Here is a 25,033-nt window from a genome sequence, read left to right on the forward strand (position 1 = left end):
GAAGTAATTCTCAACTATGGTCGCTAGGCTTAAGGCATGGGGGATTGCCGATGGTTCTGTCACGCAGGGGTGTCGTGATCGGCGGCCTGACGCTGCTTGCGGTCGGTGCAACCGGCAATGTTCAAGCCGCGCCGGCGAAATCCTTTTTCGCCGGTACCGCCATCGACAACAATTTCGTCTATCGAAAGACCAACTTCGCCAAGATCGACAAGAGATGGCATCGCCAGATCGTCAAGTATTTCAGCAGCGAGCCGGTCGGCACCGTTGTGGTTGATACCCGCCACCACTTCCTCTACCTCATCATGGAAAACAAGACCGCCATCCGCTACGGCGTCGGCGTCGGCAAGGAAGGCTTCAAATGGTACGGCCGCGCGACGATCGACCGCCGCGCGCTGTGGCCGCAATGGGTTCCGCCCCCAGAAATGCGTAAGCGCAGGCCGGAGCTACCTGACATGATCGCAGGCGGCGCATCCAACAATCCGCTCGGGCCACGTGCGCTCTATCTGTACCGCGACGGCGTCGACATCGGCTATCGCCTGCATGGCACGCTGGAGCCATGGAGCATCGGTACCGACGCTTCCAGCGGCTGCATCCGCATGTTCCCTGAAGACATCATCGACCTCTACCAGCGGTGCCCGATCGGCACCGCGGTGGAGGTCCTGCCGCACATCGCCGACCAGGCGCCCGCTTCCACCACTGTCGAATGATGGCGCCTCATGAACCGCATGATTGAAAACACGCGCCGGCTGCTCGTCGCCGGCCTGCTGGTGCTGACCGCATCCTGCTCGACCAGCAACACGCTGGCCCCTCCCACGCCCGACGTCACCAACGCCCAGATTGCCGCCTTCCAGAACGTACAGCCGGGCAGCGAGGAGGATTTTATCCTCAATGTCGGCCGCCGCACCTATTTCACGCAAGGTTCGGCCGAGCTCGATTCTGTCGCCAAAGCCACCCTCGACACCCAGATCGCCTGGTTAACAAAGCATCCGAGCTGGATGCTCAAGCTGCAGGGTTTCGCCGACGATCCCGGCGCAAACGAAACGGCGCTGTCGCAGCGGCGCGCCGATGCGGTGATGGACTACCTCGCCGCCGGCGGCATAGACCGCAACCGCATGTGGGCCAAGGGCTACGGCAAGGACCGGCTGGTCCGCGACTGCCCCAACGCCGCCTGCAGGTCGCAGAATCGCCGTGTCGTGTCTAATTTGCGCGATGTGAGGGACGAGTCGTAGGGGACATTGTTTTGCTTGTCAGTGTCTCACAAAGCGACGGCGGCATGTCCGCTTCGCTCATTTCGGCGGTGGAGATTGGCTTAGCCTCTGCCTGAAAGCAGACGTGGCCAGCGACAGATCCGTCTTTGCACGCCTATCTGTATCATCCACCGCCGCCCGCTTTGGCTTCGGGTATAACTTGCAGCAACGGCTGCGGCGATACTGCGATCTCTCCCGTGAAGGGCCGATCGTGGGCGAGAATCAAGAGAACGGATGCCGCCACGCCGGTCGCAAAACTTCCAAGAGCGATCGCCGATGCCATTCGGTTGTCACTGTGAACGACCGCAATCGCGAGAAGAGCACAGAAGGCTTGCAGGACCAGGCAGGCCCACTTGGTGGGATTGACTTGTGCGGAGCTGACGAGAATCCGTTGCCGACGCGCCTCCAGGGCGTCTTCAAGCCATCTCGTCATCTCGCGCTGCGCGATCTCCTGGCCGGGATTGGTTGGCGTCAAAGCCAGCGTCGTCCGCAGCGCCTCGTTAAGCGCCGGCGGGATCATGGTGAGGGTCGCCGCGCCCTCGGCCATCAGCGGCCACTCCTGGCTCGTCGTTTCCTCGATATAGCTGCGCAGCAGCGTCCGTAAGCGCGCCTCGGGTTCCCCGGGAAAGCTGCTCGCCAGAACCATGACCGACCGCAATGCACTGGCCTCGCGATTGACTGCCGCACTAGCGTGATCGTTGTCGCTCCAGACCTGAGCCGCGGTGAACGCCACAAATAAGCCGAAGATGATACCGAGCGGCGGCAACATCCCAGGCGAAAGCGCCTTGAATGACCGCGCCGTGGAACCCTCAGAAAGAGCGGCGATGCCCTGGTGCAAGACGAACGCGACGATATAGGTGGCTCCGAACACGACGAGAGCCATCCAAGCCAGTGGAAGAGTATGCAACCACCCACTCATAGTAGCGCCTTCCCTATGCTGAGAGTTCGTCGGCAGGCGTTTGTAGGGCCGTAGTTCCGCTTGTGGCAATGCCACCGTGTTCCATCGTGTCACCGCGCGACGCGGCCTTTCGGAGTCGGAAGTCAGGATCCAAAGCTGTCTCGCAGTCCCGAGCGGGAAATGGCTCTAAGCTCCGGAAGGCCATCCTTCGATCCCGCTTCCTGATTGGCCTTCTGCCTTCGCCAAACTGACCTCCAGGCGCTCCATCAGCGCCCGATAGCGCGGATGATCGCGCAGAGAATTCATATCCACGTCCTGCGCCATCCAATGCACTTGCTGCAATCCAAGCTGCGGCACGCAGTGCTCCAGCGTGTCGATCGCCTTTTCCACGGCGCCGATCGCCGCCAGGAAACACGCGACATTGTAATGGCTGTTATAGTCCTCCGGGTCGATGGTGATGGCGCGCTCGGCCCATTGGAGGGCGCGTTCGTCCAGGCCGAGATTGTGGAGAACGTAACAACCATAGGAATAGGCCGCGCCATCGTCCGGATAGAGCTGCATGGCCTTCTCGATGCGGGTAAGCAACTCCCCTGAAAGCCTGTGGGCTTCCTCCTCCTCGCCCAGCGTCTTGCGGCAATCCCACAGCATGCACATCGCGCCATAGCTGTTGCGATCAACCTCCGCCGCCTTCTCATAGGCGGCCGCGGCCTCTGCAAACTTGCGCTCCATGCGCAGCACGTCGCCCAAGGTCCTGTGCGCCTCGTAGAGATCGGGATCGAGCGCGATTGCTCGCCGGCAGGCGGCGCCTGCGAGCTCGATTTGCTCCTTCTGGAATTGCGCCATCGCGTGGGCCACGTGAGCTTCCGCGAGCGTCGAGTCCAAGGCCAGCGCGCGCTCAGCCTCGGCGCTCAAGGTGACAAGCTTTGCGCTGGGATCTCCGGATCTCAGCAACATGCCCTCAGCTAACGCCAGCCCGGCCCGCGCCAGAGCGTATTCGGGATCGATCTCCAGCGCCCGCTGGTAGAGCCGTCGGGCGGAAAGGTGATTGCGACGGCCCAGGCGCAAGAAATGCTGCCGTCCCATGAGGTAATATTGATAGGCTTCTACGTTCCCCGTCGTGCGTTTGCCGATGGCAGCATACTCGCCCGGCATCAGCCGGATCTTCAGGGCATCGACGATGGCCCGCGCGATCTCGTCCTGGAGCGCAAATATGTCGTCAAGATCACGGTCGTAGCGTTCGGCCCACACATGGTGCCCACTCGTCCCGTCGATCAGCTGCGCGGTGATGCGAACGCGACCACCCGCCTTGCGTACGCTGCCTTCCAGCACATGCGAAACGCGCAATTGCCGCGCCGCTTCGCTGACGTCCATCGACTTGCCTTTGAGGGCAAAGGTCGTGTTGCGCGCCGTGACTGGCAGCGCCCCGACCTTGCTGAGGTCTGTAATGATGTCCTCGGTGATGCCGTCAGAGAAGTATTCCTGCTCTGGGTCGCCGCTCATGTTGGTGAAAGGCAGCACGGCGATCGATGGTCGATTGCTTAACGGAAGCGCATCCTTGACCGACGGCACGGACGAGCTGGTGGGGGATAGGTCAATGGACATGACACGGTAAGCGCGTACCGGCTCCGCAATGTTGTGAACCCGTTGTTCGCCGATATCCGTATAGAGGTATTCGAGTTTGCCTCTTACTTGATCGTAAATGGCGCGCCCGATGCAAACGCCGCCAGGCTCCGCTAACTTTTCAAGCCGTGCCGCGATGTTCACTCCGTCTCCGTATATCGTGTCGTCTTCGACGATCACGTCGCCAAGGTTTACGCCCATACGGAACGCCATACGCCGGTTTTCGGGGAGGCCCGCGTTCTCGCCGCCCAGTTCGCGCTGCAGTTCGATCGCACACTGCACGGCGTTAACCGCGCTCCCAAACTCGATCAGCAGGCTGTCCCCGGCCGAGCCGACGATGCGTCCGTGGAACCGCGCGATTTTGGGCTCGAATACGTTAGCTCGGAGCCGCCTCAGCCGTCCCAGCGTTCCCGACTCGTCGGCTGCCATCAGCCGCGAGTAACCTGCCACGTCGGCGGCCAAAATCGCCGCAAGCCTGCGTTGCTCTTCTCGCAAGGAGGACCTCCCGCCAGTTCGAACAATCTTAGCCTAAGAAACGGCGCGAGCGAGCCCTGTTCGGATGCCTGGAATCCGAAATTGGCTAAGGAAGCATAGCGTACTGCGCGGCAGGTCGCGGAAGCATTCGGAACGATGCGGGAAGATTTCTGATTCGAGACCACAAAATAATCAATAAAATTAACTACTTGAGCACATCATCCGAGTCCGTGACGTTGACGTATCACGTTCGTCAGGCTCCCTTGCGCCGGGTAGAGCGGTATCAGGCAGGCTTGCAGGGCGTGGTACAAGTCGGCTTTGCCGACAAACAGCGAATGCGCCGGCTGCAATTGCTCATCCAGTTCTTCGAACCATCCGCCATGCTCACGGTCGATATAGGCCCCGGCGATGGTATTCCAGATGCGCCGGTACCATTCTTCATGGAAGGCGCTTGGGCGATGCTCGGCCAGGAATGAGATAGCGCCCGCGGCCTCTGCGATCGGCCACCAGGGTTTGAAGCGGAACGCCGGCTTGTCGGCCCAGTCGAGGGTGTAGAAAAAGCCGCCATTGGTTCCATCCCATGCCAGTTCCACGGAGCGCCGAAACAGCATCTCCGCGGCTGGCGGCATCCAGTCGTGCTTCTTGCCGCCAAGCACCCACAGCTGGAGGGCCAGCCTCGCCCATTCGAGCCAATGTCCGGGCGTCGTCCCCGATGGACGGAACATCTCGTTGACCGCCCGGTAGGAACGGTCGATTGCCCACTGCTCGTCGAAATGCTCGGCGACGCGAAAATCGCACTCGCGGGCGCGGCGGTTGATGATCAGGTCGGCAATGCGCTCCGCCTTGCGCAGGTATTCCTGATCGGCGGTCGCCTCATAGGCGGCCATCAATGCCTCCGTCAGGTGCATGTTGGAATTCTGGCCACGATAACCGCGCATCGGCGTCCAGTCGCGCTCGAACTCCTCGGCGATGGCGCCGTGCTGCTCTTCCCAGAACCGATCGTTCAGGATCGTGGTGACGTCTGCCAGCATTCCGTCGGCCAAAGGGTGGCCCACCAGCTTCGCGCTTGATGCCGCAAGCAGCACAAAGGCGTGGCCATAGCCCTGTTTGCTGGCATCCCTGGGCCCGTCGTCGTCGAGCGACCACATGTAGCCGCCATGCTTCGCATCACGATGGCAGTGCCAAAGATACTGCATTCCGTGATCAATCATGCGGTCACTTCCGGGCCGCCCGAGCAGACTGGCGATGACGTAGCAATGGACGGCCCGGGCAGTGGTGTGGATTGGCCTGACGGCTTTCCCGGGCAGGGGCTTGCCAATCGCATCGAGATCGAAGAAGCCGCCCTGCCCGTTGATGGCGACCGGATCGAAAAGGTCGAACAGGATATTTGCCTGCTTCGTGAGCCAGGCGCGGTGCCATGGCGCATCACGCCAGGCGCCGGGACTGGACGACGTAAATGAAAATTCCGGCATTCAATGTTTCCTGGTGGGCGTGAACAGGTTGACGGTTGGCGGCGCCGCGTTAGCGGACACGTCCTTTATACAGATAACGAGCCGCGCGAATGAACCCGTTGAGGCATCATATCGGTGCATGGGTCTTTGAGAATGTTCGGAATCGTCAAAGGCCAAGCCCATGGCGGATGGGCTGGAGGAGGGGCGGAGTTGTCACGCTCGCGTCACTGAGCCGCGAAGCACGGTCCGCGTGTTGGTCGTCACCGTGCGTTCGGACTTGAAGAGCTCAATTGGGCGAGCCGGCCTTTGTGCCCTTTCACACGGTCAACAGACGAGCCAACAACGCCGCGGCTGGTGTCTCGGCCAAGCCAAGATCGCGGACGCTGCTCATGTGGTTGGCGCCTGCGAGGCTCATGCGTGAAACGACCAGCCCTTGCCGTTCGAGATTCTCTGCGAAAGCGGCGGCCTGGCTGTGGAAAGGCGGCGTTTCCTCGGCGCCGACGGATACCGCGACCGCGACGCCCGGATCGAAGCTGTGATCGATCGGCGAGAACCGCTCAACCTCTTGGTCGGTGATCGCGATCTCGGCCGCGAGAAACGACTCCTGCAACGGCCCCAGGTCGTAGATGCCGCTGAACAGAAGCGCGCCTTTGACGCCTGAAGGCCGGGTGTTGTTGTCAAAGAGCATCGTCGCGAGATGCGCCCCGGCGGAATGGCCGCTTACCGTCAGTTGGCCGGGATCGCCGCCATAGCTCGCGATGTTGTCATCTATCCATTGCCTGGCGCGGCGTATTTGATCGACGATCGTCGCCATTCTCACGCTCGGCATCAATGCGTAGTCGACGATGACGGCGATCCCCCCGGCGTTGGTGACGGTGTCTGCTACGTAGGAATAGTCGCGCTTGGAGAACATGCGCCAGTAGCCGCCATGAATGAACATGTGCACCGGCAGGCGATCGCGTTTTCCCTGCGGGAAGAACAGGTCGACAGTTTCCGTGCCATCCGGTCCGTAAGGCACGTCGGCGGCCATCGGAACTTTCGCCCTGGTCTCGGCGCTGCGGCGGACGATCTCGGCGACGATGTCGTCGAACTCGGAGACGTGGTCGCGAATACGGAATGGATCTTTCGCCATCTGTCTCATCAGATCGTCACGGCGATGTATTTCGCCTCCATGAACTCGGCGATGCCGTGCTTCTGCCCGCCTTCGCGCCCAAGCCCGCTCTGCTTGACCCCGCCGAAGGGCGCGGCAGGGTCCGACATCAGGCCGCGATTGAGCGCGATCATGCCGGACTCGATCTTCGACGCCATGCGCATGCCTTTGGCAAGATCGCGCGTGTAGATATAGGCGGCAAGGCCGTATTCGGTATCGTTCGCCCTTACGATGACTTCCGCCTCGTCCTCGAAGCGGCTGATTGGCGCCACGGGACCGAATATCTCCTCGTGAGCCATGGCGGCGTCGGCCGGCACCTCGCTCAGCACCGTGGGCGGATAGAAAAATCCTCGGCCTTCAGTGATCGCGCCGCCGCACAGAACCTTCGCGCCGCGCGCGACCGCGTCCTGGACGAGCCGGTCGATCTTGTCCACGGCTTTCCTGGTGATCATCGGCCCGCATTCGGTTTCCGAATCCGTGCCTGGGCCGATTGTCAGCGCCGCCATGCGTTTGCGCAGGCCTTCGGCGAACGCGTCAAGGATGCCGGCCTGGACATAGAGCCTGTTGGCCGCCGTGCAGGCCTCGCCGGCATTGCGCATCTTGGCGATCATCGCGCCGTCGAGCGCCGCTTCCAGGTCGGCGTCGTCGAGCACGATGAACGGCGCGTTGCCGCCAAGTTCCATCGAACAGGAAATGACGTGTTTCGCCGCCTCGGCAAGAAGCACGCGGCCAACGCCGGTCGAGCCGGTGAAGGACAGCTTCCGCACGCGGGCGTCGGCCAGCATGGCCGCGATCACCGGCCCCGGATTCGAGGTGGTGATGACGTTGACCACGCCCGGCGGCACGCCGGCCTCCTCGTATAGGGCAGCGAGCGCGTAGGCCGTCAGTGGCGTCTCGCTGGCCGGCTTCAGGATGACGGTGCAGCCGGCGGCAAGCGCCGGCGCGATCTTGCGCGTGGCCATCGCCGCCGGGAAATTCCACGGCGTTACCAAAACGCAAATGCCGATGGGCTGGTAGTCGACCACGATCCGGTTCGCGCCCGACGGGGCAAGGCCGAACTCGCCGCTGATGCGAACCGCTTCCTCCGCGTTCCAGCGGAAGAACTCGGCCGCGTAGGCGACTTCGCCGCGCGCATCGCGCAGGGCTTTGCCGTTCTCCAGCGAAATCAACGCGGCCAAGGTCTCGGCACGTTCGGTCATCAATTCGAAGCAGCGCCCCATGATCTCCGAGCGCTTGCGCGGCGGGGTCTCGCGCCAGCTGGCCGCTGCCTGTGCCGCCGCCTCGACCGCTGCCGCGGCGTCGGCGAGCGTTGCGTCCGGAACCGCGGCGATCACGGCCTCGGTCGACGGATCGACCACTTCGATGACACGGCCGTCGGATGCGCGGCGCCATTTCCCGCCGATATAGAGACCATGCGAAAACGCGGCATATTCAATCATGTCGGGATCCTGGTCGAATAGGTCTATCGAAATGTTCATGGCTTGGGCTCCGTCCCTCACATCGTCACGGCGGACATATCGCCGCGATAAGCGGCCCTGACCAGGCGCTGCATCGCGGGCAGGTCGAAAGGACGGGGATTGTTCTTGATCAGCCGATCGATGCCGAGGGCCTGTTCCGCCGTCCAGTCGATCTTGTCCTCGGCAAGACCGAGATCAGCCAGCGTCCGGGTGATGCCGATGGCCTTGAACAGTCGCGCAACTTGCGTGATCGTCGCGTCGGCCAGCTGATCTGCATTTCGATCCTGGCGCGGCAGGCCAAGCGCAATGCCGATTTCCGCTATCTCCGCGGTTGCCGCTGGCAGGTTGTAGCGCATCACATAAGGAAGCATCGTCGCGACGCCCAGGCCATGCGGCGTGTGGGTGAGCGCGCCGACCGGATACTGCACCGCATGGGCGGCAGCGGTTCCCGCCGTGCCGAAGGCGCAGCCGGCGGCCAACGCCCCCATCATGACATCGGCGCGCGCGCTCTCGTTCGACCCATCGCGATAGGCTGCTTCGAGGCTGCGGCCCAGGAGCCTGATCGCCAGAAGGGCGAAATGATCGGTCAGCGCGCTCTTGCCGACGAAGACATGGCGTTGCGCCAGATCGGCATCCGCACCGCGTCTTGCCGCGGTGAAGGCTTCGATCGCATGCGTCAGCGCATCGGCGCCGGCGATGGCGGTTAGCGATGGGGGACAACTCGCCGTCAGGTCCGGGTCGCACAGCGCAACCGCGGCGATGAGATGCGGGCTGGAGATGCCGACCTTGAGCGTCCGCTCCGGGTCGGAGATCACCGCGACGGGAGTGACTTCGGAACCGGTGCCGGCCGTGGTCGGCACTGCGATAAGGGGAAGGGTAGGGCCTGGCACCTTGAACTCACCATAATAGTCCTGGAGCTTGCCGCCATGGCTGATGAGCAGCCCGGCGCATTTCGCCATATCGAGGCAACTGCCGCCCCCGACGCCGATCACCATGTCCGGCTCGAAACCCTTCGCCGCCGCGATGCAAGCGCCGACGCTGTCGCGCGGCACATCCGGCAAGGTGCGGTCGTAGACGAGCGTGTCGATCCGGGCAGCCTTCAGCCCATCGAGCATTTCGATGAACTCAGGCGTGCTGGCGAGCCGTTCGTCGGTGCAGATGAATGCGCGCCGGCCATATCGCCCGGCAATGGCAGGCAGCGCATGGCGCTGGCCTTTGCCGAAGAGGATTTCGCGCGGCAGGCGCGCGGCTGCAAAAAGGGTCATGGATCGAGATCTTTCGAGAAAGACTGATGGAAAGCATCGTGTTCATCGGCAGGGCGGCCTTCAGTCCGCAAGCCGTTGCTCTGTCGGCTCCTTGCCCGCGTCGTTGAGTGCTGCGATACGGTTCCTAGCTCCGTCCGTATCCTCTATAAAATCGTATAGGATATCCTATTGAGTTGGCTGGAGCATCATGTTAGGGCTCGTTCCTGTCAAGAGGTAACCGATGGAAAATCCCGACCTGACGGCTGAAATCGAAGCTCGCTCAAGCGGTCGCATCCAGCGCGCCAACGGCTTGGCGGGCGATGTTTACGAAGCAATCTTCGCGCAATTGATGTCGCTTAAGATTCCGCCGGGAGCGCGCATCACCGTCGACAACCTCGTCAGGGAATTCGACGTTTCACACACGCCTATCCGCGAAGCGCTTGGGCGGTTGGAAGGCGAGGGCCTGGTGGTCAAGACCCACCTGATCGGCTATCGCGCGGCCCCGCAAATCACCCGGCGTCGGTTCGATGAACTTTACGAACTGCGCCTTCTGTTGGAGCCTGCTGCCGCTGCCAAGGCTACGGCAACCCTGGATGAAGAGCGCCTTGCGGTGTTGCAGGAAGCGGCAGGCGTGATGGCGCGGCGGGTGGGAAAGGACGAGCGCCTGCGCTACTCGAATTTCGCGCGGCAGGACGCGATCTTCCACGACAAGATCATGGAATTCGCACAGAACAAGCTCATCCGCGAGACGCTGAACCACCAGCATACGCACTTCCACATCTTCCGTCTGATGTATCACTCGCGCGTCACCGAAGAAGCGCTGGATGAGCACGAGGCGATCCTCGCTGCTTTCGCAGCCGGCGACGCGCATGCCGCCGAGAAGGCGATGCAAGTGCACATTGAGAATTCGCGGGACCGCCTCCTGCCCGCCTTCGAGTAACCGAAAGGACAAGTCATGCCAGCCAAGAAGATACTGATGCTGACCGGTGAGTTCACCGAGGAATATGAAATCTTTGTCTATCAACAGGCGATGGAGGCCGTCGGTCACACCGTCCATGTCGTTTGCCCCGACAAGAATGCAGGCGACGTGATCAAGACCTCGCTGCACGATTTCGAGGGTGACCAGACCTATACCGAGAAGCTCGGCCACTATGCCCTGATCAACAAGACGTTCGCCGATGCGGAGAAGCAGCTCGACCAATACGACGCCGTCTATTGCGCCGGCGGCCGCGGACCGGAATACATCCGCACCGACAAGCGCATTCAGGCGATGGTACGCCATTTCCACGAAACGAAGAAACCGATCTTCACTATCTGCCACGGCGTGCAGATCCTGATTGCGGTCGATGGCGTCGTGCGCGGCAAGAAGGTCGGTGCGCTGGCGGCCTGCGAGCCGGAGGTAACGCTCGCCGGCGGCACCTATATCGACCTGTCTCCGACGGAGGCTTATGTCGACGGCACGATGGTTTCGGCCAAAGGCTGGACGGCTCTCGCCGCCTTCATCCGGGAATGCCTGAATGTGCTCGGCACGGAAATCCGGCACGGCTAGGATCTGGCGGAACGCAGAAAGACTTGGAGCGGGTGGCCGGTTCTGGGTGGAAGGCGCATCTCTCCAAGTACCCAATATTGCAATCTTTCATCTGTCGAAGAGTGGCCATTCTTCGACAGCAAGGAAACTCGCGATTATCTAACCTGGAGCCTGGCCGGCTTTGCCGGCTGACTAAACCGATGCTCGACCTGTCGCCGTTCAAAGCCGACAGATTCTAGATTCCTGCGGCAAATCTCTCGCTTGCGACTCGGATATGCCGCTTCAAGTTGCTCCATCGGATAACGGATTGGAGTAGCTGGAGAGAGCTGCAGGGAAACGACGCCTCATGACATCAGCAAATATTCTGATCTGCGATTTTGTCGGCCTCCGCTTTGGGACCGACGGCAATCCCGACCACAGCGAGGTCCAGGCCTACATCGAAGCCAAGGGTGGCGTGTTCCACCAGACAGGCATCGCCAAGGCCGGCACCCTTGAACCCGGCAAGCTGCATTTCTTCTACCAGCCGCAATTGAGCACGCGCGACGAATTGCTGGCCGAGGCCGGCGACGGCCGCTACGACGCCGTCATCGCCGCCGCGACCTTCATTCCGGCCGAGACCAGGTTCCGCCTCGGCGGCGTGCGCATCGGCGCCGGCACCGGCAATATGGGGTCGGCATCCTGGGGCGGGGGCAGCGGAGAAGGCGGCGAAGCGCCCTTGATGAATACGCCCGGCATCAACAGCCGCGCCACCGCGCAAATGGCCATAAAGGCGCTGCTGAAAGTCAGGCCGAATCTCCCCGTGGACAGACTGAACAGCCTGGTCGCCGGCGGGCAGTTCGATACGGGAAAGGACCTGCGCCACTACCCGACCGAGAAGCTCGAAGGTAAAAGACTGGCGGTGATCGGCTATGGCAATATCGGCCGGGAATTCGCCAGGCTCGGCCAAGCCTTCGGCATGCGGGTCGCCATTCATGCGCGGCCCCGTCACCAAAAATGGATCGAGCTGGAAGGCTTCGACTACGCTGCAACCATGGAAGACGCGGCGCGCGGCGCAGACGCGCTTTCGGTCCACCTTGGCCTCGGTGCTTTCGATCCCGGCGCGCAACGATACGCCAACGCCGGACTGATCGGAGATGAAGTCCTCTCCCTCCTCAACCACGGCGCCGTGCTTATCAACTACGATCGCGGCGAGCTGGTCGATGTTGCAGCGCTGGAGCGCGCGCTGGCGTCAGGACGCATTTCGCACGCGGCGATCGATGCGGACCTGTTCAAGGACGGCGGCACGCTTTCAGGCCCGATGCTGCCCTATCTCAAACTGGTCGAGGCCCATGGCGAACGCTTGGAACTTCTCCCCCATGCCGCGGCCGACACCGATCATCCCTCTCGCGTCGCCGGCGCCAAGCAGGCGGTCGATCAGATCCACGCGGTCATCACCGAGCGTCACGTTACCAATCTGAAAGGCTCGTTGCCTCCGGGTTTCGTCGATATGGGAGCGAAAGTCCCTCCCGGTATCGGCGGCATTACGCCTCGGCACCTGGCGGCGCTCGCCGCGGACCAGGCGGTTGCCGCCGACCTGGCCGGTGCGGGCGCTGTCGTGGCCGGATTCTGGGAGCGTCTCCTCGCTGCGTCCGCGCAAGAGCGGCAGGCGCTGCTCTTTTCCGAAGGCGAAGTCTTCGCCGAGGCGGCGAACCGGCTCTCCACCTTGCTGCGCAACCATCATCTTTCCGGGCCGTTCACGTCGAAATAGTCCTCCGGTTCAGCTCTCGATCTGAGAGGTAGCCTTCCAGATGACGCAGTCCGAGTCGACATTGCATGAGGATATCACTATATAGCGCCTGCTCCGGCTCGGGCCGAGGCAGCGTTGACCGGGAAGCTGCGATACGGCTTGTGATGCAATGCGCTGTCGAAATTAGAAAAAGGCAAGCAAAAACAATAACGGTGGCCTTCTGTCGACCCGGCCGACCATCCCATCATTCTCAATGATCTGAACGTGCACCTCGAACCCTTCCACCCCTGCGGCTCTGCGTCCCATGGACAAGATGTCTTGTCCCGTGGGCAAGGTGTCTTGCCGATCAGGGGCGACTCGGTTCGAATGGGCACGCATCCTTTGCGGGGTGCGAACGTTCATAGCTACCAACCGGCTTTGCCGCCAGGGAAGAAGCAGTATGAGTGAACATGCGATCGAGTTCTTGCGCGGATGGATTGGCGAGAAAGTCCAATGCCCGCATTCGCCGATCGAGATCGACCAGCAGGCCGAGACTCTCGCAAAGGAGTGCTGCGCCAAGGCCGCCGAGGCTGGCATTCTCCTGGAGGACATCCAGGAAGAGGTCGGCGACATCCAGGAACTGATCGCATCGCGGCTCGAGGAAGCCGCCGAAGAAGGCAGCGGCGAACCGAAGCCGGACAAGTCCGCGGAGTAAATACCCGCCCGCCAAAGCCCGGCGTGGCGTCATCTCTCGCCGAATTTTTCCCTCAGCCACTCCTTCGGCAGCGCCGGCACGAAATTGCCGTCGCGTCCCGTCATAGCTTCATTGGCGACCAGCGCGTTGAGGATCGCCTCCTCGACACCTTGCACGACCGCGTCGAAGAACGGATCGATGTCGACGTCCGGGATGAACTCGACATGTCCCGTCCGGCCTGACGGAGCCAGCGCGGCCTCCGGATTAGCGGTCGAGAAGGCGAGAAAAATGTCGCCCGAACTGTGGTAGCCATAGCCGCCGGTCATGGCGATGCCGAGCGGCACGCGCCTCGCGAGCCGCTTCATCTGGTGCGGCAGGAACGGCGCGTCGGTGGCGACGACGGCGATGATCGAACCCTTTTCGGCGCGTGCCGTCGCCTCGCGGATCGCCGGGTCGACAAGCTCCTGCCCAATGCGCCGGCCACGAATGGTGAAATTGCGCCGTTGGCCGAAATTCGACTGCACGAACACGCCCAGCGTGTAGCGCCTGTCCTGCCATTCGACGACGCGCGAGGCGGTGCCGGATCCGGCCTTGAGGCCGAAGGTGATCATGCCGGTGCCGCCGCCGACACTGCCTTCCTCGATGGCGCCGCCGGTAGCATTGTCGAGCGCCGCCGCGACATGCTCGACGCTGACATGATGGCCGTTGATATCGTTGAGGAAGCCGTCATAGGTCTCGGCCGCCACCGGCAGGCCCCAGCCTGTATCGAGCGCGGCCGGCAGCACCTTGTGCATCCAGCGCAGCGTGGCGTCGCGGGTGACGCCGCAGGAATGCGTGTTGGTGATGGTGACCGGGAAGTTGAACGCGCCGGTCTCCTCGATGATATGCGTTCCTGTCAGCTCGCCATTGCCGTTCTGGCTGAACACGCCGGCGAAGACCGGCGTTGCGAGTTCCTGAACCGGCCTCGGCAGGATCGCGGTGACGCCGGTTCGCACTGGGCCGATGCCGACGTTCAGGGGCCCGTCGCCGGAAATCAGCGTCGTGTAGCCCACCGACACGCCCGGCACATCGGTGATGGCGTTGAACGGGCCTGGCGTGCCGTCGAGCGCGATGCCGAAGGAGCGCAGGCGCGGCTTGCCGGAAGGCGTGCGAAGATGCGGATCGTGGCTGCTCATGCGGTCCTCAGAACAACGAGCCCTGATTGCCCGGCTCCTTGGCCTTGGCGGGCGGCTTCGCGGCCAGCTTCGGCCGCGCGCCGCCACTGGTGGCGATGGCCTCGGCAGTGCCGTCGGCGAATTCCAGCTGCAAGGCCGCGCCCGGCGCCACGTCGTCGACCCGCTTGATGACGGCGCCGTCGGCATCCTTGACCAGCGCGAAGCCCCGCGCCAGCACGGCTTTGTGCGACAGCGTCGACAAGAGCCGGTCGGCCTGGGTCAACGCGGCGCGCAGCCGGTCGAGCCGCCGCGCCAGTGCCTGGTCCTGCCTGCGCGACAGTCCGGCCAATGCGTCGGCCTGCAGCTTCTGCCGCCGCACGATCGGCGCCGGCGACAGTCGCGTCGAATTGCGCTGGAAGCGCTGGCGCCGCTCGCGCACGATGGCGAAAAACGCCGCGCGGGCACGCGCGATGTCGCGACCGGTCAGCGTGCGCGCTTCGTTGAGGCGCCGCGACAGGGTGGCCGGCGTCAGCCTTTGCCGCTCCAGCGTTGCCCGCTTGCGCTCGATATTCACCGTCAGCCCGCGGCCGAGACGGCTGGTCGCATCGTCGAAACGGCGGCGCGGCAGCGCCAGCAACTGGTCCGGCGAGGGGAGCGCACGCGCTGCCGCCCGCACCGCCTGGCGCTTGCGATCCAGATGCCGCGAGGTGCAGGCATTGAGCCGCGCGCCAAGGTTGGCCAAGGTGGCCTCCAGATCCGCCCTGACCGGCACGGCGATCTCGGCCGCGCCCGTCGGCGTCGGCGCGCGCCTATCGGCAACAAAGTCGATCAGGGTCGTATCGGTCTCGTGTCCAACGGCCGAGATCACCGGGATGGCGGACGCCGCAACGGCGCGTGCCAGCCCTTCGTCATTGAAGCCCCAGAGGTCTTCGAGGCTGCCGCCGCCGCGCGCCACGATCAAGAGGTCGGGTTGGCGGATGGGGCCATCCCATGTCAACGCGTTGAAGCCGTTGACGGCCGCGGTCACTTCCCTGGCCGTCGTCTCGCCCTGTACCCTTACCGGCCAGACCAGCACATGAAGCGGAAACCGGTCCTTGATGCGATGGATGATATCGCGGATCACCGAGCCGGTCGGCGAGGTGACGACGCCGATGACTTTGGGCATGAACGGCAGCCGCCGCTTGCGGCTTGCATCGAACAGGCCTTCGGCCTGCAGCCGGCGCTTGCGCTCTTCGAGCAGCGCCATCAGCGCGCCGGCGCCTGCCGGCTCCAGATTGTCGATGACGATCTGGTAGTTGGATTTGCCGGGGTAGGTCGTCAGCCGGCCGCTGGCGATCACCTCCATACCTTCCTCGGGGCGGAATTTCAGGCGCGCCATGGTGGTCTTCCAGACCACGGCATCGATCCGCGCCCGGTCGTCCTTCAGCGCGAAGTAAGCATGGCCGGACGAATGCGGGCCGCGATAGCCGGAAATCTCACCGCGCACCCGCACATTGCCGAAGGCATCCTCGACAGTGCGCTTCAGCGCACCGGAAATCTCGCTAACCGTGTATTCGGTGGCGTTGCTGCATGATTCGGTTGCTGTTTCACTCATTGTGCGATTGGGGAACGCTTATCGGCCGGCGTCAAGCACCGAGAAACCCCGCTAATATTATAACGTGATTTTAAGCCGGATTTGCTTTGACTGACGGCAGAGAGCCGGCCAGGGACGTGATGAGCGCACGCAACAACAACAGCCCGTTGACGCATCAGGTCACGCTGACCGTGCTGACGCTCGCCGCTTTCACTTTGGCGATTGTCGTCGGCTTCGGCTTCTACGCCGCCAATCAGGCCGACGAGGCTTCGCTCGAACGGCAGAAGATTTTCATCGCCGATGGGCTGAACGACCAGATTGCCACGGTCCAGCGCGAGCAGGAAAGCGTGACGATCTGGGATGACTCGGTAACCAATGTGAGGGCGGGCAATCAGGCCTGGATCGAGGAAAACCTCAGCACCTGGATGTACACCTACTACGGTCACAACCGGATCTACATCCTCGACGCCGCCAACCATGTGATCCACGCCATGCGGGAAGGCAAGGTCGTCGCGGCGTCGGCTTTCGGCGAGGACGAGCCGGAACTGCGGCCGACCATCGAGAAGCTGCGCCACATGTTGGCTGAGCCGCCAAAGGCCGACGCCTCCGGCCAGCCGGCCAAGATGGTCGCGCAGGATCTCGTCTCGCTCGAGGGGAAGCCCGCGATCCTGAGCGTCATGCCGCTGGTGCCGAGTACGGATCGCGTCACCCAGGCGCCTGGTACGGAATATCTGCATATCTCGGCAGAGTTCATCAACGATGCCGTCATCGGCAAGATCGCGGCCAAATACCTGCTCGATGGCGCGCGCCTGGTACCCTTGTCCGAGCCGGTTGGCCCGGCCGCCGTGCCGCTGGTCGATTCGCGTGGCGTCATCCTCGGCTATATCGGCTGGGACCAGTTGCGGCCCGGCCTCACCTTGGTGCGCAAGATCGCGCCAGCCTTGGCGATCGCGCTGCTCGTCGCGGGCGGCGTTCTGGTGTTCCTACTTCGCCGATTGCGCCGCGCCTCGACCGCACTGCAGACCAGCCAGGACCAGGCGCAATATCTCGCCTTCCATGACACGCTCACCGGCCTGCCCAACCGGGCGCTGTTCGAGGACCGGCTGCGGCGCACGCTGCTGTTCGCCAGCCAGGACGGAACGCGCGTGGCACTGCTTTACCTCGACCTCGACCGCTTCAAGCACATCAACGACACGCTCGGCCATCCGGCCGGCGACGAGCTCGTGCGCCAGACGGCGGCGCGGTTCAAGCACACGATCCGCGAAGTCGATACCGTCGCACGGCTCGGCGGCGACGAGTTCGCCATCATCCTGCTCGATGTGCCCGATGTCAGAAGCGCCGAAGATATCGCCGAAAGGCTGCTTTTGAAGCTGCGCGAGCCGTTCAGGCTGATCGACGATCAGGTCTTCGTCAGCGCCAGCATCGGCATCGCGCTCTCGTCCGGATCGGAGACGGACGCGGACGATCTGCTGCGCAAGGCCGACATCGCCCTCTACGAGGCCAAGAAGAACGGCCGTGGCCGCTACCAGCTGTTTGCCGGCGACATGGACGATCTGCTGCTGCGCAAGCGCAAGGTCGAGGCGGAGCTGCGCAAGGCGCTGGATGGTGACGGCGGCATAAGGCTCGCTTATCAGCCCGTCTTCGCGGTGGACGGCCACCGGATTCTTGGCGCCGAAGCGCTGATCCGCTGGGGGCATGAGGTGCATGGCGCGCTGCCTGCGGGGCAATTCATCGCCATCGCCGAGGAGCGTGGCCTCATCGGCGAACTCGGCAAATGGGCACTGACCGAGGCCTGCAGCTTCGCGGTTACGACCGAACTCCCCTGGATCGCCGTCAACATCTCGCCCGTTCAGTTGCGCGATGCCGGCTTCGCCGCACTGGTTGCGTCGGTCCTGAGCGAGACCGGGTTGGACCCGGCCCGGCTGCAACTCGAGACCACCGAGGGGGTGCTGCTCGAGCACAACGATACGATTACCTCCGTCATCGCAACCCTGCGTGACTCCGGCGTCCGCATCGTTCTAGACGATTTCGGCACGGGCTATTCGTCGCTGAGCTATCTGCGCCGTCAGTCGATCGACAAGCTGAAGATCGACCGCTCGTTCGTGCGCCTTCTCGACGAGGACGAAAGTGCCCGCGCGATCGTCAAGTCGCTGATCGAGCTGGCACTGGCGCTAAGGGTGGAAGTGACCGCCGAAGGTGTCGAGACCGATGGACAGAAGGCCCTGCTGGTCGGCATGGGCTGCCGTCAATTGCAGGGCTATCTGCTATCGCCGCCGCTGGAGCCCGGCCAGTTGCTGGCGCTGCCGGGGGTTTCGCCTGCCGACCAGGAACGTTCGGCCGTTCGTGCATAGAGCGTTCCACCGTTTCGCGGAAACGGTGAATCGCTCTATCTCTTTGTTTCAACGCAATTCCTGACGGAAAAACCGCTTCACACTTTTCCTGGAATTGCTGCCGTCTTACCAGCCAGGCATGATCTGGTTTGCCTTGATCCGCTTCATCTTGGCAAAGGCGAGCGCCGCGAAGTCGAAGCTTCCCGCCTCTTCACTCACCGGCACGGAAATGTTGTCGAGGCTTTCGGCGATGTGACGGGCCAAGGCGTCGACGATCTCCGGCTGCGAGGTCTGGCCGCGCATGATGCCGATGCGGCAGTCCGGCAACTGGCCGAAGCCGTCGGCCTCGCCGAGCACGCGCATGCCGGGCCGAAGCGCGCATTCCGGCAGCACCGAAATGGCGAGGCCTGACAGCACGGCTGCGGTGATGACCGTGGCCGAGAAGCTGGAGAACAGCACGCGGTACTCGCGGCTCTGCCGGTCGAGCACGTCGACCGCGGCGCGCCGCCAGATGCAGTTCGGCCGGCCGAAAGCCATCGGCAGGATTTCCTGTTCATGCGTGGCGTGGTTGGCCGAGGTGACCCACAAAAGCGGCTCGCGCCGCACCACTTCCGACTGGCCGCGCGTGTCGTTATGCGTGACCAGCGCGAGGTCGAGATTGCCGCGCTTGATGTGCTCGACCAGCCCCGGCGTCGGCTCGCAGACGACGGTCAGCTCGACGCGCGGGTTCGAGCGCGAGAAGCGCGCCATGATCTCGGGCAGGAATCGGTCGGCATAATCGTCCGGCGTGCCGATGCGGATCGTGCCTTCGAGCCGCTGGTCGTCGAAGGCCGCGAGCGTCTCGCGGTTGAGGTAGATCAGCCGCCGCGCATAGGAAAGCAGCCTGTCGCCCTCCTCGGTCAGCTTGTTGGTGCGGCCGTCCTTTTCGAACAGCGGCTTGCCGATCCGCTCCTCCAGCCGCCGCATCTGCATCGACACGGCCGACTGTGTCCGGTGCACCTCCTCGGCCGCGCGGGTGAAGCTGCCGGTGTCGGCGATCGAGATGAAGGTTTGCAACTGATCGAGGTCAAGCGGCGCTTTCATCGGTCCAACCTATCATTGATGTTGATGCTACAGATTAAAAACATTCGTTGGATTAATCAATCGTGCGATGGCAAATTGCCATTGTCCACATGAGAACATGTGAATGGAAACCGGAACGGCGCTTCTCCCAAGGCGCCGGTTGGCTGGTTTCGTCCGCTCGACTCCTGAAAGGAGAGACTGAAATGACCACGATTGAATTCGCCTCCGAGACCTCGCGCATCACCACGCGTCCGGCCGTTGCGATGCTTGTGGTCAATGCCATCGCCAACAGCTACCGAGCCTGGAAAAACCGTCGCGCCTTCTATCGCCTCGGCGAGATGTCGGACGCCGAGCTGGCCGATATCGGCCTGACCCGCGCGGACCTCTATGTCGCCGTCGCCGTGCCCTTCGGCCGCGATCCGACGGCGAAGCTGCGCGCTATCGCCAGCGAGCGCGCCGACACGATCGAGGACCTTGCTCGTCAGGTAGGCTGAAGGGCGGCGTTTCCTTGGATTTCCCGTCGCGCTGAACCATTTCGCCGCTCGGCGCGACCAAGTTCATGCAGGCTCCCACACTCCCTGCCGGTTCCCCGCCGGCCAGCCTGCGCATTGCCCGGTTCTCCTCCAGGACCGGGCATTTTTTATGGGCTGCGCCCTTTCTGTCGAAAGGCCTTCGGGGGATCAGGCGAAAGCCAGTTTTCTCGACGGTCTTGGCACTGATCGGCCAAGTTCATGCGCCGCCTCTATCCAAGCCGCGATGGCATCCTGAACATTCGCGATGGCCTCTTCGGGAGTTTCGCCATCGCTCATGCAACCGGGAAGATCCGGGACATAAGCGGAGAACCCGCCACCGTCCTCAATCGAGAGTGGTGCGATGACGACAGGATATTCAAGCTTGTCCGTCATGCTTTTTTGCCTCGTCGATAAATGCCACGAGTTTTCGAATATATACGGGCTTGATCGGGCGTTTGAAAGGCACCGTCAAAATGTCAGCCATTGCTGAGTGGTAGATTTTGTAATGCGATCCGCCCGATCTCGGTGGCACGCATTGAATGCCAGCCTCGTCACAGACTGCCTTAACATCTCGCATCGACCAGTCGCCGCGGGGATTGCGGCGCATTTGTTCGAGTTTCTTGCTCACGGAAGGCGCTCTGGAGCTGTTCGAGACCTAACGCCGGTCCATGTCGCGCTTGAACTGGTCGAAGATCGTCTCCACGCCCTTCTGATATTCGTCGCGCTGCTGCGCGCCGGTCTCGAACATCTTGCCGAATATGTCGTCGAACGGGTTTCGCGGACGGCCGCTCGGGTTGGTTTGCGGCTGTTGCGGCGCGCTCTGCTGCGGTTGGCGCTGTTGCGGCTGCCCGCCGGGCACGCCGAAGCCACCGCCGCCCTGGCGCAGCATCTCCTCGAAGATCTTGCCGAGCGGATTGTCGCCATAGGGGCTTTGCGTCTGCTGGGGCTGGCTTTGCGGCTGCGCGCCGCCGCCGAACATGTCCTGCAGCACCTTGCCAAGCGGGTTGTCGCCGTAGGGGCTGGGCGCCTGCTGTGTCTGGCTTTGCGGCTGCGCCGCGCCGCCGCCGAACATGTCCTGCAGCACCTTGCCGAGCGGATTCCCGCCATAAGGATTGGGCGCCGGCGCCTGCCGCGTTTGCGGCGTCGGCGCGAGGCCGCCCTGCCGCATCATCTGCTCGATGATCTCGCCCAGCGGATTGCCACTGCCGCCGAAGGCCTGCATCTGGCCACCGGTCAACTGGTTGTTGGTCTGCTTGAACAGCCCGCCCATCATCATCGAGGCCATGGCCGGCAGCATCTGCTGCAGCACCTGCTGGCTGAGCCCCGTCGCCTGCGCGGCCTGGTTCGCCACGGCGCGCGACAGGTCCTTCGAGCCGAACAGATGGCCGAGAATCCCGTTGCCCTCATCGATGCCCTGCGGCGAAAAGGCCCTCGTCGCGTCCTCGAAATATTTGGCATGCTGGCCACTCGCCATCGCCGTCATGAAGGCGCCCATCCCGTAGGGATCGGCGGTGTTGCGCTGGAGCCCCTGCGAGAAGGCGGGCAGCAGCGCCTGCACCGCGGCCTGCGTCTGCTGCATCGAAAGCCCGTATTGCTGGGCCAGCGCCTGCATGCCGGCGCCATTCTGGGCCTGGGCAAAAATGTCGAACAGGGAAGGCATGAGGGTCTCCTCCGGCAGTGTCCTCGCCGGAAAAGACTAGTTCGTTTCGATCACTGATTGAAGCGGCTTTTGCCAACCAACCGCGTAGCGGGTACCGGACCGTTAATAGGCATATTCCATGAACACCGGCTCGATCGAGCCGCCCCAGCGCGTGTGGTAGGCCGACAGCATCTCCTCGGCGCTGGTCGTGCCACGCGCCACGACCTCGTCCAGCGTGTTGAGGAACGACGTCTCGTCGTAACCGTCACGGTTCTTCTTGCCGCGGTTCTTCAGGCCCGTGCGCGCAATCGCCAGCACGTCGCGGGCGACGTCGCGCAAGGTCGCGTTGCGGAACGGCGCGGCAATGCCCAGCTCCGGCACGGCATTGCGCATCGCCAGCGCTTCCTTGTAGGTCCAGCTCGAAGTCAGCGCCTCGGCCGCGTCCAACGCCTGCTCGTCGTAAAGCAGCCCGACCCAGAAGGCAGGCAGGGCGCAGATGCGTCGCCACGGCCCGCCATCGGCGCCGCGCATTTCCAGGAAGCGCTTCAGCCGCACGTCGGGGAACAGGGTCGAGAGGTGGTTTGCCCAGTCGCCCATGGTCGGCAGGCCATCGGGGATTTCATTGCGCGCCGCGCCCGCCATGAACTGGCGGAAGGTGTAGCGCGTCATGTCGTGATACTGACCGTCGCGGATGACGAAATACATCGGCACGTCGAGCGCCCATTCGACATAGTCGGCGAAGCCGAAATCGGGCGAGAAGCAGAATTCAAGCATGCCGGAGCGCTGGTTGTCGGTGTCGCGCCAGATGTCGCCGCGCCAGCTCTGCAGCCCGTTCGGCCGGCTCTCGGTGAAGGGCGAGTTGGCAAACAGCGCCGTCGAAAGCGGCTGCAGCTTCAGCGACACCTGCATCTTGCGGCGCATGTCGGTCTCGCTCTCGAAGTCGAGATTCACCTGGATCGTACAGGTGCGGTACATCATGTCGAGGCCCTTGGTGCCGACCTTCGGCATGTAGCGCGTCATGATCTCATAGCGTGATTTCGGCATTTTCGGGGTGTCGGCCAGCGACCACTTCGGGCTGCCGCCAAGGCCAAGGAAGCGGATACCGAGCGGCTCGGCGATCTCACGCACCTGCGCCAGATGCGCGTTGCCCTCGCGGCAGGTCTGATGGATCGATTCCAGCGGCGCGCCGGAAAGCTCGAACTGGCCGCCGGGCTCCAGCGAGATCGCGCCCTGTCCGGTCGGCTCGACAAGGCCGATGATGCGGCCGGCGTCCATGATCGGATCCCAGCCGAGCTTCTCCTGCATGCCTTCGAGGATGGCGCGGATGCCGCGCTCGCCGCCATAGGGCACCGGCGCGTTGCCGTCGACATAGAACGGGAATTTCTCGTGCTCGGTGCCGATGCGCCATTTGTCGCGCGGCTTGTTGCCGGCGGCCAGGTAGCCGACCAGTTCGTCTACGCCTTCGATGGGCTGGGTATCGGTCGTGTCGCGCGCCATGAGGCCCCTCCGAGCGCTTCGCCCCGGAAATCGGCATCGACTTCCACCAAGCGTCCTGCACAGTTCCTAAGTGTTACAGCGCCCTTCGTGCGTCGAAAAGCATGTGCGGTGCTGCAGAGGCCGGACGGCCGCCGGCGCTAGATGGACGAAATGTCAGTAGCCGATCAAGCAAAAAATCCTGAGCCAGGCCTCAACAGGATTTGATTCACCAGTCGCCGATAGTCGCCTGGATCGCGGCAAGTGCCGCCACCGCGGCCGTGTCGGCGCGCAGGATGCGCGGCCCGAGCGGGATTGCGGTGACGAAAGGCAAGGCCCTCAGCATCTTGCGCTCGTCCTCGGAAAATCCGCCTTCCGGACCGACCAGAAGCGCGAATTTCTTCTCACTTACCGCTTGCAGGGCCGGCAACGGATTGTTGGTCGAGGCGTCCTCGTCGCAGAAGATCAGCCGTCGCTCCCTGTCCCAATTGGCGAGCAACCGCTCCAGCTTCTCTGCTTCACGCACCTCCGGCACCGCCAGAATGCCGCATTGCTCGGCCGCTTCGACGACATTGGCGCGCACCCGCTCGATGCCGGGCTTCGCCACCTGCGTATGCTGGGTGATGACCGGCTGAAGGATGCCTGCGCCCATCTCGACGGCTTTCTGCACCAGATAGTCGAGCCGGCCCTGCTTCAGCGGCGCGAAGCAATAGACGAGATCGGGCAGTGGCGGCTGCGGCCGCTGCAGCTCCAGCACTTTCAGCCGGACCGCCTTCTTGGATCTGGCGGCGATCGCGGCCGACCATTCGCCGTCGCGGCCGTTGAACAAGAGAACCTCGGCGCCTTCGCCGAGCCGCAGCACATGGGCGAGATAATGGCTATGCTGCTGTCCGGCATCGAACTCGAGGCCAGGCCCGAGATCGTCCGGCACGAACAGCCGCTGCATTTTGTAGTTGGCGCGCATGGCCCAAGCAGGTTCCGCAAAAGTGTCCCCGCGGTTTTGCGATCAGAACCTGCGAAAAACAAGGGAATCTAGGCAGATATTTGCGGGCCATCCCGCGAATATCTGCCGAGCAATGGGCGAGGCGATGGATATCGTCAAGTGTCGGCGGTCGGATGCCAGACCGGCACGAAGCCCTGCCGCAGCACAGCAATGGTGGTTGCCGGCGTCAGCAGGCGCAGCGACCGGCCGGTGAAGCGATCGAAACCGGTTGGACCGGCGTAGCCCGCGAAGGACCATTCAAGTGCCTTCCCGGAACGCAGTGCATAGGCGCTCTCGCCGTCCGCGATCATCGCCCCATCAGGCAAGCCGCCAAGCTCCGGCACGGTTACGAGAGGTGGCCGTCCGCCTGAAGCGAGCCGCTCCTTGTGCAGCCGTTTGTCGACCATCGGCGCCCGCGGTTCGGCAATTCCGAACGCCTCGCCGAAGCGGCCGACGAAATCGGTCGCCCGTTCGCGCCGGCAGAAGAAACAGGGCCGGTGGCCGGCGGCCAGTGCCGTCACCTCGTCGAGGAAGAACAGTTCGGTCCAGCCCGCCTTGCCGGCCATTTGATCAGCGCTTTGCCGGTTGCGGCCCATTGGTTCGCGCCGGACATTGCGGAATTCGCACACGCAGATGATCCAGGCCGGCAAGGCCCAGCGCTTCTTCAACAGCGTTTTCGTCTCGGGGTCGTGGATGATGCCGCGATTGCCCGTGAACAGGCCGCGCTCGGGCACGGCACGGATGGCGCCGAAGGGATCGACCCGGTTCTGCAGTGGCATAGTTTTGTCTCTCGATCCGCATCTTGGCTGAAACACGGGCCACATGATATCGCTCGCCCCA

Annotated in this window: 23 protein-coding genes; 8 read left to right on the forward strand and 15 right to left on the reverse strand. The window is 63.3% G+C overall.

Going from position 1 to position 25,033, the window contains the following annotated elements; translation table 11 throughout:
• Positions 1 to 50 precede the first annotated feature (50 nt).
• A complete protein-coding gene (locus CK230_RS24970) occupies positions 51 to 707 on the forward strand; it encodes a L,D-transpeptidase (RefSeq protein ID WP_095819808.1) in 657 nt (218 codons plus the stop codon).
• A gap of 9 nt (positions 708 to 716) precedes the next feature.
• Positions 717 to 1,229, forward strand: coding sequence for an OmpA family protein (locus tag CK230_RS24975; RefSeq protein WP_095819809.1), 513 nt, complete (start codon positions 717 to 719; stop codon positions 1,227 to 1,229).
• 142 nt (positions 1,230 to 1,371) lie between these two features.
• Here CK230_RS24975 and CK230_RS24980 read toward each other — a convergent pair whose 3' ends face one another.
• The 6 genes from CK230_RS24980 to CK230_RS25005 form a co-directional block, all read right to left on the reverse strand.
• On the reverse strand, positions 1,372 to 2,118 hold the full coding sequence (locus tag CK230_RS24980) for a DUF4239 domain-containing protein (protein WP_245430057.1): 747 nt from the start codon (positions 2,116 to 2,118) through the stop codon (positions 1,372 to 1,374).
• Between the two features lie 213 nt (positions 2,119 to 2,331).
• Positions 2,332 to 4,260, reverse strand: coding sequence for an adenylate/guanylate cyclase domain-containing protein (locus tag CK230_RS24985; RefSeq protein ID WP_141246087.1), 1,929 nt, complete (start codon positions 4,258 to 4,260; stop codon positions 2,332 to 2,334).
• Between the two features lie 197 nt (positions 4,261 to 4,457).
• The gene (locus CK230_RS24990) at positions 4,458 to 5,711 is read right to left on the reverse strand and encodes an AGE family epimerase/isomerase (RefSeq protein WP_095819812.1); all 1,254 of its coding nucleotides are present in this window, start codon (positions 5,709 to 5,711) and stop codon (positions 4,458 to 4,460) included.
• A 295-nt stretch (positions 5,712 to 6,006) separates the two neighbouring features.
• On the reverse strand, positions 6,007 to 6,720 hold the full coding sequence (locus tag CK230_RS24995) for an alpha/beta hydrolase (protein ID WP_348629168.1): 714 nt from the start codon (positions 6,718 to 6,720) through the stop codon (positions 6,007 to 6,009).
• A 110-nt stretch (positions 6,721 to 6,830) separates the two neighbouring features.
• Positions 6,831 to 8,318, reverse strand: coding sequence for an NAD-dependent succinate-semialdehyde dehydrogenase (locus CK230_RS25000; RefSeq protein WP_095819813.1), 1,488 nt, complete (start codon positions 8,316 to 8,318; stop codon positions 6,831 to 6,833).
• A 17-nt stretch (positions 8,319 to 8,335) separates the two neighbouring features.
• Positions 8,336 to 9,562, reverse strand: a complete 1,227-nt coding sequence (locus CK230_RS25005) for an iron-containing alcohol dehydrogenase (protein WP_095819814.1) — start codon at positions 9,560 to 9,562, stop codon at positions 8,336 to 8,338.
• A 220-nt stretch (positions 9,563 to 9,782) separates the two neighbouring features.
• Here CK230_RS25005 and CK230_RS25010 point away from each other — a divergent pair, with 220 nt between their 5' ends.
• From CK230_RS25010 to CK230_RS25030, 4 genes are all read left to right on the forward strand, one after another.
• Complete coding sequence (locus CK230_RS25010) at positions 9,783 to 10,481, forward strand: GntR family transcriptional regulator (protein ID WP_095819815.1); 699 nt, start codon at positions 9,783 to 9,785, stop codon at positions 10,479 to 10,481.
• Positions 10,482 to 10,496: 15 nt separating this feature from the next.
• Entirely contained in the window at positions 10,497 to 11,090 is a 594-nt protein-coding gene (locus CK230_RS25015) for a DJ-1/PfpI family protein (RefSeq protein WP_095819816.1), read from the forward strand.
• 325 nt (positions 11,091 to 11,415) lie between these two features.
• Positions 11,416 to 12,816, forward strand: coding sequence for an NAD(P)-dependent oxidoreductase (locus CK230_RS25020; protein WP_095819817.1), 1,401 nt, complete (start codon positions 11,416 to 11,418; stop codon positions 12,814 to 12,816).
• A 418-nt stretch (positions 12,817 to 13,234) separates the two neighbouring features.
• On the forward strand, positions 13,235 to 13,489 hold the full coding sequence (locus tag CK230_RS25030) for a DUF768 domain-containing protein (RefSeq protein ID WP_095819819.1): 255 nt from the start codon (positions 13,235 to 13,237) through the stop codon (positions 13,487 to 13,489).
• 29 nt (positions 13,490 to 13,518) lie between these two features.
• On the opposite strand, the gene CK230_RS25035 is transcribed toward CK230_RS25030, so the two are convergent.
• Together CK230_RS25035 and xseA are read right to left on the reverse strand one after the other, a co-directional pair.
• Positions 13,519 to 14,643 carry a P1 family peptidase gene (locus tag CK230_RS25035; protein WP_095819820.1) on the reverse strand — a complete coding sequence of 375 codons (1,125 nt, stop codon included), beginning with the start codon at positions 14,641 to 14,643 and terminating at the stop codon, positions 13,519 to 13,521.
• Between the two features lie 7 nt (positions 14,644 to 14,650).
• Positions 14,651 to 16,216 (reverse strand): exodeoxyribonuclease VII large subunit, encoded by a 1,566-nt coding sequence (xseA, locus tag CK230_RS25040; protein WP_095819821.1) that lies wholly within the window; start codon positions 16,214 to 16,216, stop codon positions 14,651 to 14,653.
• Positions 16,217 to 16,302: 86 nt separating this feature from the next.
• Between xseA and CK230_RS25045 the strand changes: the two genes are divergently transcribed.
• A complete protein-coding gene (locus CK230_RS25045) occupies positions 16,303 to 18,546 on the forward strand; it encodes an EAL domain-containing protein (RefSeq protein ID WP_245430058.1) in 2,244 nt (747 codons plus the stop codon).
• A 105-nt stretch (positions 18,547 to 18,651) separates the two neighbouring features.
• On the opposite strand, the gene CK230_RS25050 is transcribed toward CK230_RS25045, so the two are convergent.
• On the reverse strand, positions 18,652 to 19,608 hold the full coding sequence (locus CK230_RS25050; protein WP_095819823.1) for a LysR substrate-binding domain-containing protein: 957 nt from the start codon (positions 19,606 to 19,608) through the stop codon (positions 18,652 to 18,654).
• Between the two features lie 182 nt (positions 19,609 to 19,790).
• Here CK230_RS25050 and CK230_RS25055 point away from each other — a divergent pair, with 182 nt between their 5' ends.
• Complete coding sequence (locus CK230_RS25055; protein WP_095819824.1) at positions 19,791 to 20,081, forward strand: DUF1127 domain-containing protein; 291 nt, start codon at positions 19,791 to 19,793, stop codon at positions 20,079 to 20,081.
• Between the two features lie 186 nt (positions 20,082 to 20,267).
• Here the strand turns inward: CK230_RS25055 and CK230_RS25060 are convergent, their stop codons facing one another.
• The 6 genes from CK230_RS25060 to CK230_RS25085 all read right to left on the reverse strand — a co-directional run bounded on the left by CK230_RS25060 (position 20,268) and on the right by CK230_RS25085 (position 24,972).
• Positions 20,268 to 20,492 carry a type II toxin-antitoxin system HicB family antitoxin gene (locus CK230_RS25060; RefSeq protein ID WP_095819825.1) on the reverse strand — a complete coding sequence of 75 codons (225 nt, stop codon included), beginning with the start codon at positions 20,490 to 20,492 and terminating at the stop codon, positions 20,268 to 20,270.
• The gene (locus CK230_RS25065; protein WP_095819826.1) at positions 20,476 to 20,727 is read right to left on the reverse strand and encodes a hypothetical protein; all 252 of its coding nucleotides are present in this window, start codon (positions 20,725 to 20,727) and stop codon (positions 20,476 to 20,478) included. Before CK230_RS25065 ends, CK230_RS25060 begins: the two co-directional genes overlap by 17 nt.
• 27 nt (positions 20,728 to 20,754) lie before the next feature.
• Positions 20,755 to 21,759: a DUF937 domain-containing protein gene (locus CK230_RS25070; protein ID WP_095819827.1), complete on the reverse strand. Its 1,005-nt coding sequence runs from the start codon at positions 21,757 to 21,759 to the stop codon at positions 20,755 to 20,757.
• A 102-nt stretch (positions 21,760 to 21,861) separates the two neighbouring features.
• Positions 21,862 to 23,235: a glutamate--cysteine ligase gene (locus CK230_RS25075; RefSeq protein WP_095819828.1), complete on the reverse strand. Its 1,374-nt coding sequence runs from the start codon at positions 23,233 to 23,235 to the stop codon at positions 21,862 to 21,864.
• 205 nt (positions 23,236 to 23,440) lie between these two features.
• Positions 23,441 to 24,175, reverse strand: coding sequence for a 16S rRNA (uracil(1498)-N(3))-methyltransferase (locus CK230_RS25080; RefSeq protein ID WP_095819829.1), 735 nt, complete (start codon positions 24,173 to 24,175; stop codon positions 23,441 to 23,443).
• A 134-nt stretch (positions 24,176 to 24,309) separates the two neighbouring features.
• Positions 24,310 to 24,972, reverse strand: coding sequence for a hypothetical protein (locus CK230_RS25085; RefSeq protein ID WP_095819830.1), 663 nt, complete (start codon positions 24,970 to 24,972; stop codon positions 24,310 to 24,312).
• Positions 24,973 to 25,033: the final 61 nt, after the last annotated feature.

Origin of the sequence: Mesorhizobium sp. WSM3859 (genome assembly GCF_002295065.1) — a bacterium.
Lineage (GTDB): Bacteria > Pseudomonadota > Alphaproteobacteria > Rhizobiales > Rhizobiaceae > Mesorhizobium.